The sequence below is a fragment of the Bradyrhizobium sp. 956_D2_N1_4 genome, assembly GCF_052076025.1.
Taxonomy (GTDB): Bacteria; Pseudomonadota; Alphaproteobacteria; order Rhizobiales; family Xanthobacteraceae; genus Bradyrhizobium; species Bradyrhizobium barranii.
On sequence record NZ_CP197237.1, the window covers coordinates 8800662 to 8818220 of the forward strand.

Consider the following 17559-nt stretch of genomic DNA (forward strand, 5'->3'; position numbering starts at 1 on the left):
GCCCAGCAGTTTGTGATTTTCCCTTCGTCCCCGCGCGACTATGTTCCGCTTTCAGTCTAGAACGCAATTCGACAAAAATATTGGTAGGGGGATGATTCGGATGAACCATGTCGTGAAAGCCTGCTCAGCCGCCGCGCTGTTGGTGACGGCGCTGGCGCCCGCCGCCCGGGCGGATGACTACCAGCTCAGCCACAACCAGCGGATTTCGTGCAGCCGTGGCCTCGCCCCGGGCAAGCTGAACACCGCGACCTGCAAGTCCTACACTTACCTGTTCAATACCAAGACCTCGGAATATTTCCGCTGCCAGGTTTCGCTGGCGCTGACCCGCGACAACAAGGAAGTCATCAACGTCCAGACCGACGGCGGCTGCACCAAGAAGCCGCGCATCTTCGAGACCGACGGCAAATACGATTTCGACGCGACCGAGACCGAACCGCCGAACACCAACTCGTTCTTCGGCCCCGGCGGCTACTCGGTCTGGGCCGCCGACGTCACCGCGCAGAAGGTGCGCGGCTGCATCATCATCTCCTCCGGCCTCGGCTCCGACATCTCCAAGTGCCTGGACATGACCTTCCAATAAGGGCTTGCCAGCAAGAGCGTGCCAGTAAGGCTTGCCTGCGCGGCGAGACACGCGCCAGACCCTGACTGCGCCACCTCGCCGCACCCGCGGGTTCCCCAAAAATCGAGCCGGGTCAGCCGTTTACCGCAGTCCTGTTGTGACTTTTGGATGGGTTGACCCGCTTCCCCCATCCGGCCAATTTCCCGGCCGGTTTGGGGAGTACAACAACCATGAAACGGACGATTTTCGGCGCGGCCGCGGCTCTTGCCCTGGCGGCATCGGCACCTTGCGCGCATGCGCAATCCTTCATCAACGTGCTGACCGGCGGCACCTCCGGCGTCTACTATCCGCTCGGGGTCGCGATCGGAAAGATTTACGGCGACAAGATTCCGAACGTGAAGACGCAGGTGCAGGCCACCAAGGCGTCGGTCGAGAACCTGATCCTGCTCCAGCAGGGCCGCGGCGAAATTGCGTTCACGCTGGGTGACTCGCTCAAAGCCGCCTGGGAGGGCGACGAGGAAGCCGGCTTCAAAACCAAGCTGGACAAGCTGCGCACCATCGGCGCGATCTATCCGAACTACATCCAGATTGTCGCGACTGCCGAATCGGGCATCAAGACGCTCGCAGACCTCAAGGGCAAGAGCCTCTCGGTCGGCGCGCCGAAGTCGGGCACCGAGCTCAATTCCCGTGCGATCCTCGCGGCCGCAGGTATGACCTATAAGGACCTCGGCAAGGTCGAATATCTGCCGTTCGCCGAATCCGTCGACCTCATGAAGAACCGCCAGTTGGGCGCGACGCTTCAATCGGCCGGCCTTGGCGTCGCCTCGCTGAAGGATCTCTCGAGTTCGGCCTCGATCACCGTGGTGTCGGTGCCGAAGGAGACCATCGACAAGATCGGCCCGCCCTTCATCTCGGCAATCATTCCGGCCAATACCTATACCGGCCAGGACAAGGACGTGCCGACCGCGGCCGTAGTCAACTATCTCGTGACGAGCTCCGCGGTGTCGGACGACCTCGCCTACCAGATGACCAAGCTGATCTTCGAGTCGCTGCCCGAATTGCAGAACGCCCATGCCGCGGGCAAGGAGATCAAGCTCGAGGCGGCCGCCACCGGCAGCCCGGTTCCGCTGCATCCCGGCGCGATCCGCTATTACAAGGAAAAAGGGCTGATCAAGTAGTCAGCTTTCGTTATCGGACGTCATGGCCGGGCAAAAGCGCGAAGCGCGTCTTCGCGCAGATGTCCCGGCCATCCACGTTCTAAGGCTAGGCGAGAAAGTCCGTGGATGCTCGGGACAAGCCCGGGCATGACGGTCTCGAGACGCTGTGCGATGTTAAAAGCGCTGGACGGTTGGGGACATATCGATGTTGCAGGCAGAGGGCTCCGCAGGGCCTATCAAGGTTGAATTCGACAATTTCGAGCACGGTTTTCCGGAAGGTTTTGGTCCGGGCTGGTGGGGCACTCTCGCCTACTGGATCGGCATCGCCTTCGCCACCTTCCAGCTCTATGTCGCCGCCTTCAACTATCTGCCGAGCCAGGTGGTGCGCGGCGTCCATGTCGGTTTCCTCGTTCTCCTCACCTTCGGCCTGATCGCCAACTTTACCGCGAAGAGCGATGTCGGCCGTACGCTCGGCTGGGTGATCGGCGGCGCCGGCTTCTTCTGCGGCCTCTACCAGTGGATCTTCTATGCCGACCTGATCGCGCGCGACGGCGATCCGACCCGGCTCGATCTCGCGGTCGGCACCCTGCTCGCGGTCTTGATCTTCGAGGGCACGCGGCGCCTGATGGGCGCAGCGCTGCCGCTGATGTGCGGCGCGGGTCTCGTCTACTGGTTCTTCGGCCAATACCTGCCGTCGCCGCTCAACCATCGCGGCTACGACTTCGACCAGATCGTCACGCATCTGTCGTTCGGCACCGAAGGTTTTTACGGCGTGCCGATCTACGTCTCGGCGACCTACATCTTCCTGTTCATCCTGTTCGGCTCGTTCCTGGAGCGCGCCGGCATGATCCAGCTGTTCACCGATGTCTCGCTCGGCCTGTTCGGCAGGACGCGCGGCGGACCTGCGAAGGTTGCGGTGTTCGCCTCGGGCATGATGGGCACGATCTCCGGCTCCGGCGTCGCCAACGTCGTCACGGTCGGCCAGTTCACGATTCCCCTGATGATCAGGTTCGGCTATCGCCGCGCGTTTGCGGCGGGCGTCGAGGCGACGGCCTCGATGGGCGGCCAGATCATGCCGCCGGTGATGGGCGCGGTCGCCTTCATCATGGCGGAGACGCTCGGCGTTCAGTACTCGGAGATCGTCAAGGCGGCCGCGATCCCCGCCATCCTCTATTTCGCCTCCGCCTTCTGGATGGTCCATCTCGAAGCCGGCAAGCACGGCCTCGTCGGCATGAAGCGCTCCGAGATTCCGAGCGCCTGGAAGGCGCTGGTGACGCGTTGGTATCTCGTGCTGCCGCTCGCGGCGCTCGTCTACATGCTGTTCGAGGGCTTTACGCCGCTCTATGCTGGCAGCATGGGCCTTGCGCTCACGGTGACGCTGATCCTGGGCGCCAGCATCACGGCCGGCGCCTCCTCGATGGTCGTCCGCTCCATCTTCTGGATCGGACTTGCGCTCGTCGTCGGCGCGCTGTCGCGCGACGGTCTCCAGATCGTGCCGGTCGCGAGCGTCGTCGTCGGGCTGATCGTGATCACGGCGTTCGTGCGCGGCGGGTTCGCGGCCTTGCGCGAATGCCGCAATGCGCTGGCCGAGAGTGCGAAGTCGGCGATCACGGTGGGTATGGCCTGCGCCATCGTCGGCGTCATCATCGGCATGATGTCGCAGACCGGCGTCGGCACCATTTTCGGCAGCTGGGTGATCGGTCTCGGCGAGAAGAGCCTGTTCCTGGCGCTGATCATGACCATGCTGCTGTCGATCCTGCTCGGCACCGGCATTCCGACCATCCCGACCTACATCATCACCGCCGCGCTCGCTGCGCCCGCGCTGGCGAAGCTCGGCGTGCCCTTGATCGCGAGCCATATGTTCGCGTTCTATTACGGCATCATGGCCGACCTCTCGCCTCCGGTGGCACTCGCCGCGTTGGCGGCGGCGCCGATCGCGAAGGAGAACCCGGACAAGATCGGCTGGGAGGCGATGCGCATCGCGCTCGCCGGCTACGTCATTCCGTTCATCTTCGTCTATTCGCCGGCGCTGATGCTCCAGGCCGGCGATCCTATGGCGGCCAAGCTCGGCTTCTACGGCGCGGTGGCGCTCGCGACCTTCAAGGCGCTGGTGGCGATCGGCCTGTTCGGCATGGTCGCGATCGGTTTTCTGTTCACGCGCATGACGCTGCTCGAACGCGTGCTCGCGCTCGGAGCCGCGCTCTGCCTGCTCGGTGACTTCGCCTTCAGCGACACTGTGGGCTTCCTGCTCTCCGCCGCGCTCGTGCTGTGGCAATGGAGGCAGCGTCCGCCGGCCATCGTCGAAGCGACGTGAGCCTCTGCTTCGCAACAGCGGGTGGCGTGAAAGCGCTGGCGCTTTCCGCCTTCACGCTGGTGTGGACGCATTCGATCGCGAAGGTGGACTGGCAGGAAGACTGGCGCGTCACCCCCGCCGGCCTCGAGCTGGTGCAGGCCCGCGTCAAGGGCACCGGTCCCGGCATGGAGCCGCCGCCCGAGGCGCGGCTCGTCGACGGCTGGTTTCAGTGGAAGCCGCAGCGGGCACCGATGCCGGAGGTCGTGCTTGGCAATTCCGGCGCGGCCGGGGAATGGCGGCTGTGTCATGATGGAAGCTGCCGGACGTTGTCGGAGATTGTCGGGCATCCGATCGGTGCTAACGTCACGACGATGAAAGTCTGTAACGATCCGTAGCTCGCCACGCCCGGGCTACAAGAACAACAAGGGAGAAACGCGATGGATCGGCTCAAGGGCAAGGTTGCGATGGTGGTGGGCGCCGGCTCGATCGGGCCCGGCTGGGGCAACGGCAAGGCGACCGCGGTGACCTTTGCGCGCGAGGGCGCGCAGGTGTTTTGCGTCGATCGCAACGGTGCCGCAGCCGAGGAGACCGCGAAGATCATCACGGGTGAGGGCGGCAATGCGACTGCCTTCACCGCGGACGTCTCGCGCGCGAGCGAGATTGAGGCGATGGTGGCGGCGTGCCTGAAGGCCTATGGCCGCATCGATGTGCTCGACAACAATGTCGGCATCGCCGAGATGGGCAGCGTGGTCGAGGTCGCTGAGGAGAGCTGGGACCGCGTCTTCACTGTCAACCTCAAGAGTGCCTATCTCGCCATGAAACATGTCGTCCCTGTGATGGTGAAGCAGGGCGGCGGCTCGATCATCAACATCTCCTCGATCGCCTCGATCCGGCATGTCGGGATTTCCTATGTCAGCTACAACGCCAGCAAGGCGGCAATGAACCAGCTGACGCGCTCCACCGCGATCGAGTTCGCGAAGAACCATGTGCGGGTGAATGCAATCCTGCCCGGCCTGATGAAGACGCCGATGGTGGAGCATTCCGCGGGTCTCGCGAATAGCTACGCCAAGGGCGACGTCGAGGCGATGTGGCGCGCCCGCGATGCGCAGGTGCCGATGGGGCACATGGGCGAGGCCTGGGACGTCGCCAATGCCGCGCTGTTCCTGGCGTCGGACGAGTCGAAATATGTGACGGGGATCGAGCTCGTGGTCGACGGCGGGATCACGTGCAAGGCGGGGGCGTAGCTCCAATTTCCGTCGTCGTCCCGGGGCGCGCAAAGCGCGAACCCGGGACCCATAACCACAGGACGAAGTTGCCGCGCGAGCTAGCAACTCCGAGTCTTCGCCAAACCACGTCCTGTGGCTATGGATCCCGGATCTGCGCTGCGCTTGTCCGGGACGACAGCGGTGACTACTGCGCCAGCGCCAGGATGCCTCCGGCAAACGAATGCCACGCCGCACTCTCGCTGATCGGCCAGTTCAGCACCTTCACCGCCAGCAGCGCGAGCGTGCCGTAAATGTAGACCGGATGCACGCGGCCATCGGTGCGCCAGTCGCGCACCATGGCGACGACGAGCAGGAGCGAAGCGACCACGGCCGGGGCGATCGTGACGGGCACCGGCGGCGGGCCGGGCGGTCCGGGAGGCGCGAGGAAGGTAATGAACCAGCGCGCGATCGCGGCATCGAGGATCGAGACCGCGGCAAGCAGCATCAGGCGCTTGTGAATCTCGGGCTTTCGCGTGTTGATGATCGCGAGCACGAACACCACCGCGAAGAACGCGATGCCGCTCATCGGCACGATCGAGAAGCCGATGCCGGCATCCTTCTGGCCGAGCGCCGCGGCGTGCTGCATCACGTGCACCGAGGCGAGGAAGCCGAAGATCGTCATCGCGGTCGCAAGCGACACGCCGGCAATCCCGAGCGCGCGGTGATTGACCACGCGGCCCGACGCCGCGAGCCAGGTCTGGATCACGAAATAGAGAGACCAGGTGAAGAACAGGAGCCCGTGAAAATGAATGACTGGGCTCGCCGAAAACGTCCGCTGCGCGAGCGGTACGAAATAGGTCGGCGCGAAGCCGAGAAACGCGGTGGCTGCGCAGGCCAGTGCCATATTGAGATAAAAATACCGTGCAGGCGACGCATCACGCGCGCGTACACGACGGTCGTCGATCAAGGTCGTCATCTGGAATGAGTCTGGAGAGGCGGTGTTTGGTTCAAGCTCCTAACCACCTGGATAGGCCGGCACGCCGCTCAACGCTCGAGCGGAGTTTAACCGCCGGCGCTCAATTCTGCGCGATCGAGCTCTTCCTCGATCCGGTGAAACGCGTCGTCGCCGATCACTTCGGTATCGCGAAGGCCGAGTATCGATTTGCGCGCGGCCTCGATGGCGCGGCGGCGCAGCGGATCGGCGGGCAACTCGCCGTTGGCGATGCCGCCGTGCGGATCGTCGTCGGCCTGCATCAGGATGGCGCGGTATTCGAGCCGCAGGATTTCCGCTTCCTCCGACGGATCGTCCTCGATCGCATCGAGCGCGGCGCGATAGGCGACTGCGCGGGCGCGCGCGACCTCGATACCGACGGGATCGTCGTCCTTGAGGCCGAAGGCGAGAATCAGCGGCCGCAGCGTCAGGCCCTGGATGACCAGCGAGCCCAGCACCACCGCAAAGGCGATGAAGACGATGAAGTCGCGATAGGGGAAGTTTTCCGGCAGGGCGAAGGCGGTGGCGAGCGTGACGAGACCGCGCATGCCGCACCAGGAGATGATGAGGCCACCCTTCGGCGAGGCAACCTGCTTGGGATCCTTCGGATGATAGAGCCCGTGCGCAATCAGGAGGCGCAGCGTCGCGCGGTAGAACGTGATCCAGGCAAGCCGCACCAGGACCACCGTGAGCAGGATCCAGGCTGCGGCCACGCAATATTCCCAGCGCACCTCCGCGTCGAGCCGCGTCCAGATCGGCCGCATCTGCATGCCAATCAGCATGAAGGCGAGCACGTTGAGCACGAACACCATCGTCTCCCAGACCGCATAGGACGGCACCCGCAACCGCGCCGGCATGCGCGCCCCCGCCGTGCGCGCGACGGTGATGGCGTAGACGACGATGGTGAGGATGCCGGAGAGGCCGAGATGCTCGGCTGCGATCCAGACCATGAAGGTGGTGGCGAACTGCACGATGATCGCGCTCGGCGCTTCCTTCACGCGTTCCAGGAACAGCGGGATGATGCGCCCGGCCAAAAGACCGGCGAGGACGCTGCCGACCAGCCCGAGTGCAATCGTCGGCGCGACCTCGCTCCATTTCAGATGCTCCATGACGACGGCGCCGACCGCGATGCGATAGATCAGAAGCGCGCTGGCGTCGTTGAGCAGGCTCTCGCCTTCCAGGACCTTCACCATGCGATAGGGCAGCTTGACCTGGCTCAGGATTGCAACCGCTGCCGCGGCATCCGGCGGGGCCACGATGGCGCCGAGCGCAATGGCGGCGGCCCAGGGCATGTCAGGCATCAGCCGGTGCGCGACGAAGGCCACGCCGACCGTGGTCAGGCCGACCGCGGCGACCACCAGGGTCGAGACCGGAACCCAGTTGTTGCGGAGATCGCGCAGCGAGGTGTCGAAGGCGGCATCCATCAGCACCGGTGCGACAAAAAGTGCCAAGGCCAGGTCGGGTTCGAGCGTCCAGGAGGGGCTGTTCGGCACGAAGGCGATCAGCGCGCCGCCGATGGCGAGAAAGGTCGGGTAGGGGACCTTGATCCGCCGCGCCAGCGCCGATAATGCAACGGCGCCGAGCAGAAGCACGATGATCCATTCGAATGTCGACACGTTGATCCCCGAAACCGATTTTGGCCGTGCCACAAGCTAGCACCAATCCGGCCGTATGATGGATAGTGCACCCTCAAGGCAAGGCTCAAGCCAGACCCAGGCCAAGACCCAGGCCAAGACTCAAGCCAAGACTTTCCGACTGCAGCTAGCATGCGTTCTCAAAATCTCATTCGATTGTCCGGCGCGGTGGCGCTCTGTGCGCTTTCGCTCGGGGCGGCCCGTGCCGCGACCGGCGGTGAGCCCGCCGCCGTCGTGCAGGTCGATGTCGCGCCGTGCCTCGCTGCTGCTGCCGCCGACGACATGGACAAGGCCGGCCCCGCCTGCGCGTCCGTCATCGACAACGAGAAGACGGCCAAGGCGGACCTGGTCAAGGCGCTGGTCGCGCGCGGCGCGCTTTATGCGCGGCATGATCAGGTCGCCCGCGCGATCGCCGACGACAGCCGTGCTCTTCAGCTCGATCCGACCCTGGCCGACCTCTTCAACGCCCGCGGCGAGCTCTGGCTGAAGAAGGGCGACAAGCCGAAGGCGGTGCAGGATTTCGGCGCCGCACTGAAGATCGATCCGAACCACGAGAAGGCCAAGGCCAATCACAAGGCGATGGCGCGCGAGCTCGAGCGGATCGGCGCGCAGATGGCGGTGGCCGGCAAGCCCAGCTTCAATTGCAGGAGTGCGGCCCGGGCGGTCGAGAAGGCCATCTGCGCCAACCGCGAGCTCGCCGATCTCGATCGGGAGATTTTTGCATCGAACGCCCGCGTGATCCGGGAGGCGCGCAATCCTGCGGAAGCCAAGGCGCTTCAGCGCGCGCAGGACGAGTTCATTGTCCGCCGCAATGCTGGATTTGGCCGGCCGGGCTATGATCTCAAGAAAGCGATGCAAGACAGATTGCAGCGGCTGAACGGGGTGGACGGGTATTGAGGCGGTCTTCGGCTCTCCCCGCAAGCGGGGCGAGGGAGTGCGGGCGGCGGTGCGTCCCAACAGGGCCGAATTGAACCCATTCCTCGCCCGCCGCGACAATGGTGAAAACCTGATGTCACGGAGTCTCCCTGATGTGCGGCACGCGTTCTTCCGCGCAAATGTTCCCGTTTGCCAAAATTCCGCTTCGCGCCTTCCTGCTCAGCGCTGCGATGAGCCTTGTCCTCGCCGCCCCGGCCTCTGCTGCCGTCGATTGCGTGATGGGCAGCAAGACTGCGCCCGCCGAACTGATCACGGCGTGCGGCGCCATCATCGACCAGACCACCAATTCGAGCTCAGACCGCGCCGCCGCGCTGCTGGTGCGCGCCGACGCCAATGCGCGAACCTCAGGCGGCCTCACGCAGGCGCTGCGGGATATCGACCGCGCCATCGCGCTGGACGGCAGGAATGCAAAGGCATGGCGCCTGCGCGGCGACCTGCTGCGCGAGGCCGGCGGCGATCTCAACCGTGCCGCGGCTGATCTCAGCAAGGCCATCGAACTCGATCCACAGGACGCGGAAGCCTACGAGCTGCGCGGCGTCGTCTACACCAATCAGCGCCGGCTCGACCGCGCGCTCGCCGATTACGATCAGGCGATCAAGCTGAAGCCGGATGATGCGCAGGCCTGGTCCGACCGCGGCGTGAACTATTATCTCGGCGGTGACAACGAGAAGGCGATCCACGATCTCAGCGAGGCGCTGCGGCTCGATCCGAACCGGCCGCGCGCCTACACCAATCGCGGCGCGGCCTACAAGAAGCTCGGCCAGCTCGACAAGGCGGTCGCCGATGACGGCGAGGCGATCAGGCTCGATCCGAAGGTCCCCGAATATTACGACAATCGTGGCCTGGTGCTGGCCGCGATGGGTGAGTACGACAAGGCGATCGCCGACTACGACCAGGCGCTGCGGCTGGCGCCGCGGCCGAACTTCTTCACCAACCGCGGCGACTCTTACCAGCTCAAGGGCGAGCTTGGCGCGGCGCTTAGCGACTACGAGGCCGCGCTGAAGATCGATCCGAATTTCGCGCAGACCTACAACAACCGCGCGGTGCTCTACAAGAAGATGGGCGAGCGCAAGAAGGCGCTGGCCGATTACGAGACGGCGCTGAAGCTCGATCCCGGCAACGAGAACGCGGCCAACGGCCGCCGCACTGTGATCGCGGAGATCGCGAAGTTCGGTGCCGAGCCCCTGCGTCCGCTCGCGGCGAATTCCGGCAACGGCCCGTCGTTCGATTGCGCCACGGCGAAGCGCGAGGTCGAGAAGGTGATCTGCGCCGATCCGCAACTCGGCGTGCTCGATCGCCAGATCGCCGAGACCTATGAGCGCGTGTTGAAGGCCACGAAAGGCCGTTCGGCCGGCGACCTGCGCAAGACCCAGCGCGATTTCCTCACCACCCGTGATGCCAGCTTCCGCCGTCGGGCTACGATCTGAAGAAGATCATGCAGGAACGGTTGCAGCGGCTGAATGCGATGGAGAGTTGAGGCGCCTCTACGCGCACACTGCGTTCCCTCCCCCCTTGCGGGGGAGGGTTAGGGAGAGGGGTGGCCACAAACTCTGGACTGAGTTCGTGGCCACCCCTCTCTCCCGCTCTCCCCCGCAAGGGGGGGAGAGGGCTCACCTTTTGTCGTGGCTCCAGCTTGCTGCGATGGCCTTTCTTCCCTCCCTCCCAAAGACCCATCCTTTTCAGCTTGAACCGCGGCCCGTTCCCGGGAAAATACCTCTCAAACAACGCCGGCACTTGATCCCTGTCATGGCGGGACGCTCGTCCTGTCGGTCAGGTCAAGGCCAGGCGAATAAAGGGATGGGAGCGCGGGAATGAACGTCAAGGGAACGAGCCTCTATCACGAGGTCCATGCGCGCTCGCTGGCTGATCCCCAGGGCTTCTGGGCCGAGGCGGCCACGGAGATCGACTGGATCGAGCCGCCAAAGACGATCTTCGATGCCTCGCAGGGCGTCTACGGCCGCTGGTTCATGGGGGGCGTCGTCAACACCTGCTACAACGCGCTCGACCGCCATGTCGAACGCGGCCGCGCCGACCAGGTCGCGCTGATCCATGATTCGCCGCTGACGGGCTCGGTCACGAAGTTCACCTATGCCGAGCTATTGGGTGAGGTGCAGGCGCTCGCCGCCATCATGCAGGATTTTGGTGTCGCCAAGGGCGATCGCGTCATCCTCTATATGCCGATGGTGCCGGAGGCCGTCGTCGCGATGCTCGCCTGCGCGCGCATCGGCGCGGTGCACTCGGTGGTGTTCGGCGGCTTTGCCGCCAAGGAGCTCGCCACCCGTATCGACGACGCGCAGCCGAAGCTCATTCTCTCCGCAAGCTGCGGCATCGAGCCCGGCCGGATCGTGCAGTACAAGCCGCTGCTCGACGAGGCGATCAAGCTTGCGGGCACGAAGCCGAAGGCCTGCATCGTGCTGCAACGTCCCCAGCACATCTGCGACCTCACGCCGGGCCGCGACTACGATTGGGCGAGCCTTCGCCGCAAGGCGTTGAACGACGGCAAGAAGGCCCCTTGCGTGCCTGTCGCCGCCACCGATCCGCTCTACATCCTCTACACCTCAGGCACGACCGGCATCCCCAAGGGCGTCGTGCGCGACAATGGCGGGCACTTGGTCGCGGTGAAATGGTCGATGTTCAATCTCTATGGCGTCAAGCCGGGCGAGGTCTGGTGGTGTGGCTCCGACATCGGCTGGGTGGTCGGCCACAGCTACATCATCTATGGCCCGCTGCTGCATGGTGCGACGTCGGTCATGTACGAGGGCAAGCCAATCGGCACGCCCGATGCCGGCGCGTTCTGGCGCGTCATCAGCGAGCACAAGGCGGTCGCCTTCTTCACCGCACCGACGGCGTTCCGCGCGATCCGCAAAGAGGATCCGGAAGGCAAGTTCATCCGGCAGTACGATCTGTCGCAATTCCGCACGCTGTTCCTCGCCGGCGAACGTGCCGATCCGCCGACGGTGGAATGGGCAGAGCAGCAGCTCAAGGTGCCGGTGATCGACCATTGGTGGCAGACCGAGACGGGCTGGTGCATCGCCGGCAATCCGGTCGGTCTCGGCATGCTACCGGTGAAGCATGGCTCGCCGACGGTGCCGATGCCGGGCTACCAGGTCGACGTCGTCGACGAAGCCGCAAAGCCCGTCGGCCCCAACACCATGGGCTCGATCGTCATCAAGCTGCCGATGCCACCGGCCTGCCTGCCGACGCTGTGGAATCAGGATGCGCGCTTCAAGGAAGCCTACCTCACTGAATTCCCCGGCTACTACAAAACCTCGGACGCCGGCTACAAGGATGAGGACGGCTATGTCTTCGTGATGGGCCGCACCGACGACATTATCAACGTCGCCGGCCACAGGCTCTCCACCGGCGGCATGGAGGAGATTTTGGCCTCGCATCCGGACGTCGCCGAATGCGCCGTGCTCGGCGTCAAGGACGCGATCAAGGGCGAGGTGCCCTGCGGCTTCTTGGTGCTCAAGGCCGGCGTGAAGCGCGCGCCTGCGGAGATCGAAAAGGAGATCGTCGCGCTGGTGCGCGACAGGCTCGGCCCCGTCGCCGCCTTCAAGCTCGCCATCACCGTCGGCCGCCTGCCCAAGACGCGTTCCGGCAAGATCCTGCGCGGTACCATCAAGAAGATCGCCGATGGCGAAGCCTGGACCATGCCGGCCACGATCGAGGATCCCAAGGTGCTGGACGAGATCGGCGAGGCGCTGAAGGGCAGGGTGTGAGGTGGTCAGATGGGGCTTGAATAGGCCGCATTTTTCCGCTCAACCCTCATCCTGAGGAGCGCGCCCGGCGCGCGTCTCGAAGGATGAAAGGCCCCGCTGCTGCATCCGGGCCTGCATGGTTCGAGACGCCCGCTGCGCGGGCTCCTCACCATGAGGACAAAAGAGCTGCCATGTATTCGAAGTCGTTTCTTGCGATCGTGTTTGCGGGCCTGATGCTCTCCGCCTGCTCCGCGCGCTACCAGACGCCGGTGGCGGTGGGCGGTGACGATGACGACGCGGTCTGTCAGAGTCGCGGCTATGCGCAGGGCTCGCCCGAATACGTGGCCTGCCGCAAGGACCGCGACGTCCAGCGCAACGCTGCCACCGCCCGGTCCGACCGCCGTCAGCGCGATCTCGGCGAGTACATGCTGAACCATCCCGAGCGGCCGTGACATCGGCTACGGAATTATCCTGCGCATTCATTCGCGTTTCTCGTGACACATCGGCAACGCCACAACCAAATCGTGTCGCGTCAGTCCTGATTTGATCGGCGTCAAATCCATCACCATCCCCTTTCTGCTCTGACGCTGATGTCGCGCAACGACGCGCGAGAGATGGCTGAAGGGGAATGCAATGAACGGAACGACAAAAAACCTGGCGCGGCTTGCGACGGTTGGCGCGATGCTCGTGGGGACTTTTGGCTCGGTGCAGGCGGCCGATCTGCCTGTCTATAAGAAGGCACCGCCGCCGGTAGAAGCGTTCAATCCGTGGATGGTGCGTCTGCGCGTGCTTGGCGTGTTGCCGGATGCCGGTGGCTCAACCGTCAATGTCGCAGGCGTGCCGTCGCTGTCGTCGCCGAATTCCGGGCTCTCGATCAGCGACCAGGTCGTGCCCGAGCTCGACATCAGCTATTTCTTCACCAAGAACATCGCGGCCGAGCTGATCCTCGGCGTGACCAGGCACTCGATCAGCGGCAACGGCTCGCTCGCGAACCTGCCGATCGGCAAGACCACGCTGCTGCCGCCGACGCTGACCTTGCAATATCACTTCGACAATTTCGGCGCGTTCAAGCCGTATATCGGCGCCGGCGTGAACTACACCGTGTTCTTCAACAATTCGGCTGCCAATACGCCAGCCGCCATCGTCGGTCCGCCCGCGATCGTTGCCACCACCACCAGCGTGCACGTCAGCAACGCTTGGGGCGGCGCCGTGCAGTTCGGCTTTGACTACATGCTCGACCGGCACTGGGGTCTCAACGTCGACGTCAAGAAGCTCTGGCTGCGGCCGGATTACTCAGCGACCGTCAGCGGCCTGCCGGTCACAGGCACCGCGCATATCGATCCGTGGCTGGTCGGTGGCGGTGTCACGTACAAGTTTTGAGGGCGTTGTTTGAAGACGAGCTGTGGCCGCGGTTGACCCTGCGCTCCCTCCCTTGCGGGGGAGGGCGGGGGAGAGGGGCAGCCCAGCAAAAGGCGCGAGAGAGCTTCGCCAGACGCTTTGAATTGATGGAGGAAGTCCCCGTGGGGCAACCCCTCTCCCTAACCCTCCCCCGCAAGGGGGGAGGGGACTGCAGCTTGCGTGTGGCTGCATCTGTGCCGATCGCGAGGGTCTCCGCAAAGCAAAAACGCGGCAGGTTTCCCCGCCGCGTTTTGATTGCGTTCGATAACGAATTGAGAGGGGAGCCTACTCCTCCTCCTCGTCCTGCTTCTTGCCGCCGAGCGTCTTCAGCTTGGCGAACACGGCGTCGACGTTGAGATCGTCGTTCGATCGCTCCGCCGGCTCGAACTCGTCCTTCTTGGTGGTTTCGGAGGCCGGCAGCAGGGTGGCGCCGCCATAGGCTGTGTCGATCGGCTTTTCCTTCGCCGCGCGCGCCACTTCGAAATCGAGCTCGATCTGCGAGCAAAGGCCAAGCGTCACCGGGTCGATCGGGGTCAGCTGGGAGGTGTTCCAGTGGGTACGGTCGCGAACGCTGGCGATGGTGCTCTTGGTGGTGCCGACCAGGCGCATGACCTGGGCGTCCTTGAGCTCCGGATGGCTGCGCAGCAGCCAGAGGATGGCGCTCGGGCGCTCGTGACGGCGGGAGACCGGGGTGTAGCGCGGGCCCTTGCGCTTGGGCTGGGGCGGCAGAATCACCTTGCTCTCCTGGAGGCGGAGCCGGTAGTCCGGGTTCCTCTCGCCCTTCTCGATCTCCTCGCGGGTCAACTGGCCGTTGGAGAGGGGATCCATGCCCTTGATGCCCTGGGCAGCGTCGCCATCGGCGATCGCACGCACCTCGAGGGGATGCATCTTGGTGAAATCGGCGACCTGGTCGAAGGTCAGCGCGGTGTTGTCGAGCAGCCAGACGGCGGTCGCCTTGGGCATCAGAGGTGCGTTGCTCATGGCAAATCTCCTTTGTGCTTCGCCCACCCCTCTGGAGGCGAAACCGGTGGTCATCAGCGATGACAGGGAATTCGCGCTATATAAGCCCGGAGGGGCTAGCCACGCAATGGTTCTGCTATAGATAGTGCCTTGACAGCGCCCGAAAGGGGGCCCAATTCCCTTGGAAGCGCCTGTAAAGTCCTAGCAGACCCATTAAAGCCCAATTCCATCCATTGACCGCCCCCGCCAGAAGGCGAGACGGGTGATTCGGTCCCGAGATCGCTCAATGTCAGCCAAACCAGACCTCAAGATCGTGCTTTGTTCTCCCCGCGGCTTCTGCGCCGGGGTGGTCCGGGCGATCGACACCGTGGAACGGGCGCTCGATAAATACGGCGCCCCCGTCTATGTTCGCCACGAGATTGTGCACAACAAATACGTCGTCGACGGGTTGAAGAAGAAGGGCGCGATCTTCGTCGAAGAGCTCGCCGAAATCCCGGCAAACACCACCGCGCCGGTGGTGTTCTCGGCCCATGGCGTGCCGAAATCGGTGCCGGCCGACGCCACCTCCCGCAATTTGTTCTCGCTGGATGCGACCTGCCCGCTGGTGACCAAGGTGCACCGCGAGGCCGCGATCCACTTCAAGCGTGGCCGCGAGATCTTCCTGATCGGCCACTCCCACCACCCCGAAGTGGTAGGCACGCTCGGCCAGCTTCCGGTCGGCGCCGTAACCCTGATCGAGACCGCCGAGGACGCCAAGACCATCGTCCCGAAGAACCCCGACAACATCGCCTTCGTGACGCAGACCACGCTGTCGATCGACGACACCGCGGAGATCGTGGCGCTGCTCAAGGAGCGTTTCCCGAACATCAACGGCCCGCACAAGGAAGACATCTGCTACGCCACCACCAACCGCCAGCTCGCGGTGAAGAAGGTGGCGCCGGTGGTCGACGCCCTGATCGTGGTCGGTGCGCCGAACTCGTCGAATTCGCAGCGCCTGCGTGAGGTCGCTGAGCGCGAAGGCTGCGGGATTGCGGTGCTGGCGCAGCGCGCCACCGACATCGACTGGACCAGGTTCGGCAACATCAAGAGCCTCGGCATCACCGCGGGCGCGTCCGCGCCGGAAGTGATCGTCGAGGAGATCATGGACGCCTTCGCCGAGCGCTACACGCTGCATGTGGAGACGGTCTCGGCCGCGGAAGAGAACGAGTTCTTCCCGTTGCCGCGCCAGGTGCGTCCCGAAGCCGCCGCCGAGTAGACTTTTATGGCGGTCTACACCGACGTTGCCGCCGACGAGCTTGCGGATTTCCTGAAGCCATACGATCTCGGCGAGTTGCTCTCCTACAAGGGCATCGCCGAGGGCGTCGAGAACACCAACTTCCTGCTGCACACCAGCAAAGGCTCGTTCATCCTCACGCTCTATGAGAAGCGCGTGGCGAAGAACGACCTGCCGTTCTTTCTCGCGCTGATGACGCATCTCGCCGAGCACGGCGTCACCTGCCCGCTGCCGGTGAAGGCCGGGGACGGCGAGGCGCTGCGCGAGCTGTCGGGCCGGCCGGCCGCGATCATCACCTTTCTCGAAGGCGTCTGGCCGCGCAAGCCGATCGTGGCCCATTGCGCTGGCGTCGGCGAGGGACTGGCCAGGATGCATCTGGCCGGCGCCAATTTTGCGATCAAGCGTGGCAATGCGCTGTCGGTCTCCGGCTGGCGGCCGCTGTTCGACGCGGCGGCAAGCCGCGCCGATGAGGTCCAGCCGGGCCTGCATGCGTTTCTCGCCGCCGAGCTCGACTATCTCTCGAGCGGGGTCTGGCCGAGCAATCTGCCGGAGGGCGTGATCCACGCCGATCTCTTCAACGACAACGTCTTCTTCCTCGGCGACAAGCTCTCCGGCATCATCGACTTCACCTTCGCCTGCAACGACATGCTGGCCTATGACGTCGCGATCTGCCTGAATGCCTGGTGTTTCGAGCCGGACCATTCGTTCAACGTCACCAAGGCGCGCGCCTTCCTCAATGCCTATGGCCGTGTGCGAAAACTTTCCGAGGCGGAAGAAGCCGCGCTGCCGCTGCTCGCGCGCGGCGCCGCGATCCGCTTCCTGCTGACGCGGCTGGTCGACTGGCTCAACGTGCCTCCAGGAGCGCTGGTCAAGCCCAAGGACCCGCTGGAATATTTTCGCAAGCTGCGCTTCCACCAGAGCGTTTCCAGCGTGCGCGACTACGGGCTGATGCCGTCAGGACTGGTCGCGTGAGCGAGCTTCCCATTGTCACGATCTATACCGACGGCGCCTGCTCGGGAAATCCCGGGCCCGGCGGCTGGGGCGCGATCCTGAAGTTCGGCGACAAGGAAAAAGAGCTGAACGGCGGCGAACGCCACACCACCAACAACCAGATGGAATTGATGGCCGCGATCTCCGCGCTCGAAGCGCTGAAGAAGCCGTGCACCGTCGATCTCTACACCGACAGCCAGTATGTCCGGCAGGGCATCACCGGCTGGATCCACGGCTGGAAGCGCAACGGCTGGCGCACCGCCGACAAGAAGCCGGTGAAAAATGTCGAGCTATGGCAGCGCCTCGATGCGGCGCTGAAGGCGCATGAGGTGCGCTGGCACTGGGTCAAGGGCCACGCCGGGCATCCCGAGAACGAGCGCGCGGATCAGCTGGCGCGGGACGGGATCGTGAAGGCGAGGACGCAGACTCGGATCAGCGAATAGCGAGGGGGCTCGCTCTCTC

At 64.5% G+C, this 17559-nt stretch carries 15 protein-coding genes and 1 pseudogene; 13 read left to right on the forward strand and 3 right to left on the reverse strand.

The features are described from left to right. The first annotated feature begins 100 nt into the window (after positions 1 to 100). From AB7535_RS41700 to AB7535_RS41720, 5 genes are all read left to right on the forward strand, one after another. Positions 101 to 580: a hypothetical protein gene (locus AB7535_RS41700; RefSeq protein WP_354114086.1), complete on the forward strand. Its 480-nt coding sequence runs from the start codon at positions 101 to 103 to the stop codon at positions 578 to 580. A 209-nt stretch (positions 581 to 789) separates the two neighbouring features. After that, positions 790 to 1737 (forward strand): TAXI family TRAP transporter solute-binding subunit, encoded by a 948-nt coding sequence (locus tag AB7535_RS41705; RefSeq protein ID WP_166348695.1) that lies wholly within the window; start codon positions 790 to 792, stop codon positions 1735 to 1737. A 184-nt stretch (positions 1738 to 1921) separates the two neighbouring features. Further along, positions 1922 to 4030: a TRAP transporter permease gene (locus AB7535_RS41710; protein ID WP_439037188.1), complete on the forward strand. Its 2109-nt coding sequence runs from the start codon at positions 1922 to 1924 to the stop codon at positions 4028 to 4030. Further along, complete coding sequence (locus AB7535_RS41715; protein WP_166348701.1) at positions 3991 to 4404, forward strand: DUF1850 domain-containing protein; 414 nt, start codon at positions 3991 to 3993, stop codon at positions 4402 to 4404. Before AB7535_RS41710 ends, AB7535_RS41715 begins: the two co-directional genes overlap by 40 nt. A gap of 42 nt (positions 4405 to 4446) precedes the next feature. Next, positions 4447 to 5253, forward strand: a complete 807-nt coding sequence (locus AB7535_RS41720) for an SDR family NAD(P)-dependent oxidoreductase (protein WP_063985858.1) — start codon at positions 4447 to 4449, stop codon at positions 5251 to 5253. Between the two features lie 166 nt (positions 5254 to 5419). On the opposite strand, the gene AB7535_RS41725 is transcribed toward AB7535_RS41720, so the two are convergent. After that, a complete protein-coding gene (locus tag AB7535_RS41725; RefSeq protein ID WP_085400939.1) occupies positions 5420 to 6190 on the reverse strand; it encodes a hypothetical protein in 771 nt (256 codons plus the stop codon). Positions 6191 to 6276: 86 nt separating this feature from the next. Continuing rightward, positions 6277 to 7854: a cation:proton antiporter gene (locus AB7535_RS41730; RefSeq protein ID WP_354114088.1), complete on the reverse strand. Its 1578-nt coding sequence runs from the start codon at positions 7852 to 7854 to the stop codon at positions 6277 to 6279. Positions 7855 to 7971: 117 nt separating this feature from the next. Here AB7535_RS41730 and AB7535_RS41735 point away from each other — a divergent pair, with 117 nt between their 5' ends. The 5 genes and pseudogenes from AB7535_RS41735 (at position 7972) to AB7535_RS41755 (ending at position 13856) form a co-directional block, all read left to right on the forward strand. Then, positions 7972 to 8736 carry a tetratricopeptide repeat protein gene (locus tag AB7535_RS41735; protein WP_354114089.1) on the forward strand — a complete coding sequence of 255 codons (765 nt, stop codon included), beginning with the start codon at positions 7972 to 7974 and terminating at the stop codon, positions 8734 to 8736. A gap of 131 nt (positions 8737 to 8867) precedes the next feature. After that, positions 8868 to 10252 (forward strand): annotated as a pseudogene (locus AB7535_RS41740) (tetratricopeptide repeat protein). 334 nt (positions 10253 to 10586) lie between these two features. Continuing rightward, entirely contained in the window at positions 10587 to 12497 is a 1911-nt protein-coding gene (locus tag AB7535_RS41745) for a propionyl-CoA synthetase (RefSeq protein ID WP_354114091.1), read from the forward strand. Positions 12498 to 12667: 170 nt separating this feature from the next. After that, on the forward strand, positions 12668 to 12928 hold the full coding sequence (locus AB7535_RS41750) for a hypothetical protein (protein WP_071909285.1): 261 nt from the start codon (positions 12668 to 12670) through the stop codon (positions 12926 to 12928). 181 nt (positions 12929 to 13109) lie between these two features. Continuing rightward, a complete protein-coding gene (locus AB7535_RS41755) occupies positions 13110 to 13856 on the forward strand; it encodes an OmpW/AlkL family protein (RefSeq protein ID WP_247313474.1) in 747 nt (248 codons plus the stop codon). Positions 13857 to 14159: 303 nt separating this feature from the next. Here the strand turns inward: AB7535_RS41755 and AB7535_RS41760 are convergent, their stop codons facing one another. After that, complete coding sequence (locus AB7535_RS41760) at positions 14160 to 14855, reverse strand: DUF1013 domain-containing protein (RefSeq protein WP_354114092.1); 696 nt, start codon at positions 14853 to 14855, stop codon at positions 14160 to 14162. 265 nt (positions 14856 to 15120) lie between these two features. Between AB7535_RS41760 and ispH the strand changes: the two genes are divergently transcribed. Genes ispH through rnhA form a run of 3 tightly spaced genes read left to right on the forward strand, consistent with a single transcriptional unit; the run spans position 15121 to position 17540 of the window. Then, positions 15121 to 16089 (forward strand): 4-hydroxy-3-methylbut-2-enyl diphosphate reductase, encoded by a 969-nt coding sequence (gene ispH / locus AB7535_RS41765; protein WP_354114093.1) that lies wholly within the window; start codon positions 15121 to 15123, stop codon positions 16087 to 16089. A gap of 6 nt (positions 16090 to 16095) precedes the next feature. Then, positions 16096 to 17079 (forward strand): homoserine kinase, encoded by a 984-nt coding sequence (locus tag AB7535_RS41770; RefSeq protein WP_354114094.1) that lies wholly within the window; start codon positions 16096 to 16098, stop codon positions 17077 to 17079. Beyond that, positions 17076 to 17540: a ribonuclease HI gene (rnhA, locus tag AB7535_RS41775; protein WP_354114095.1), complete on the forward strand. Its 465-nt coding sequence runs from the start codon at positions 17076 to 17078 to the stop codon at positions 17538 to 17540. The genes AB7535_RS41770 and rnhA overlap by 4 nt, the downstream gene beginning before the upstream one ends. The last annotated feature ends 19 nt before the right edge of the window (positions 17541 to 17559 follow it).

Bases quoted from the DNA above. Each gene is read 5' to 3' on its own strand.
- AB7535_RS41700 (WP_354114086.1), top strand. From the start codon at position 101: ATGAACCATGTCGTGAAAGCCTGCTCAGCCGCCGCGCTGTTGGTGACG.
- AB7535_RS41705 (WP_166348695.1), top strand. From the start codon at position 790: ATGAAACGGACGATTTTCGGCGCGGCCGCGGCTCTTGCCCTGGCGGCA.
- AB7535_RS41710 (WP_439037188.1), top strand. From the start codon at position 1,922: ATGTTGCAGGCAGAGGGCTCCGCAGGGCCTATCAAGGTTGAATTCGAC.
- AB7535_RS41715 (WP_166348701.1), top strand. From the start codon at position 3,991: ATGGAGGCAGCGTCCGCCGGCCATCGTCGAAGCGACGTGAGCCTCTGC.
- AB7535_RS41720 (WP_063985858.1), top strand. From the start codon at position 4,447: ATGGATCGGCTCAAGGGCAAGGTTGCGATGGTGGTGGGCGCCGGCTCG.
- AB7535_RS41725 (WP_085400939.1), bottom strand. From the start codon at position 6,190: ATGACGACCTTGATCGACGACCGTCGTGTACGCGCGCGTGATGCGTCG.
- AB7535_RS41735 (WP_354114089.1), top strand. From the start codon at position 7,972: ATGCGTTCTCAAAATCTCATTCGATTGTCCGGCGCGGTGGCGCTCTGT.
- AB7535_RS41745 (WP_354114091.1), top strand. From the start codon at position 10,587: ATGAACGTCAAGGGAACGAGCCTCTATCACGAGGTCCATGCGCGCTCG.
- AB7535_RS41750 (WP_071909285.1), top strand. From the start codon at position 12,668: ATGTATTCGAAGTCGTTTCTTGCGATCGTGTTTGCGGGCCTGATGCTC.
- AB7535_RS41755 (WP_247313474.1), top strand. From the start codon at position 13,110: ATGAACGGAACGACAAAAAACCTGGCGCGGCTTGCGACGGTTGGCGCG.
- AB7535_RS41760 (WP_354114092.1), bottom strand. From the start codon at position 14,855: ATGAGCAACGCACCTCTGATGCCCAAGGCGACCGCCGTCTGGCTGCTC.
- ispH (WP_354114093.1), top strand. From the start codon at position 15,121: ATGTCAGCCAAACCAGACCTCAAGATCGTGCTTTGTTCTCCCCGCGGC.
- AB7535_RS41770 (WP_354114094.1), top strand. From the start codon at position 16,096: ATGGCGGTCTACACCGACGTTGCCGCCGACGAGCTTGCGGATTTCCTG.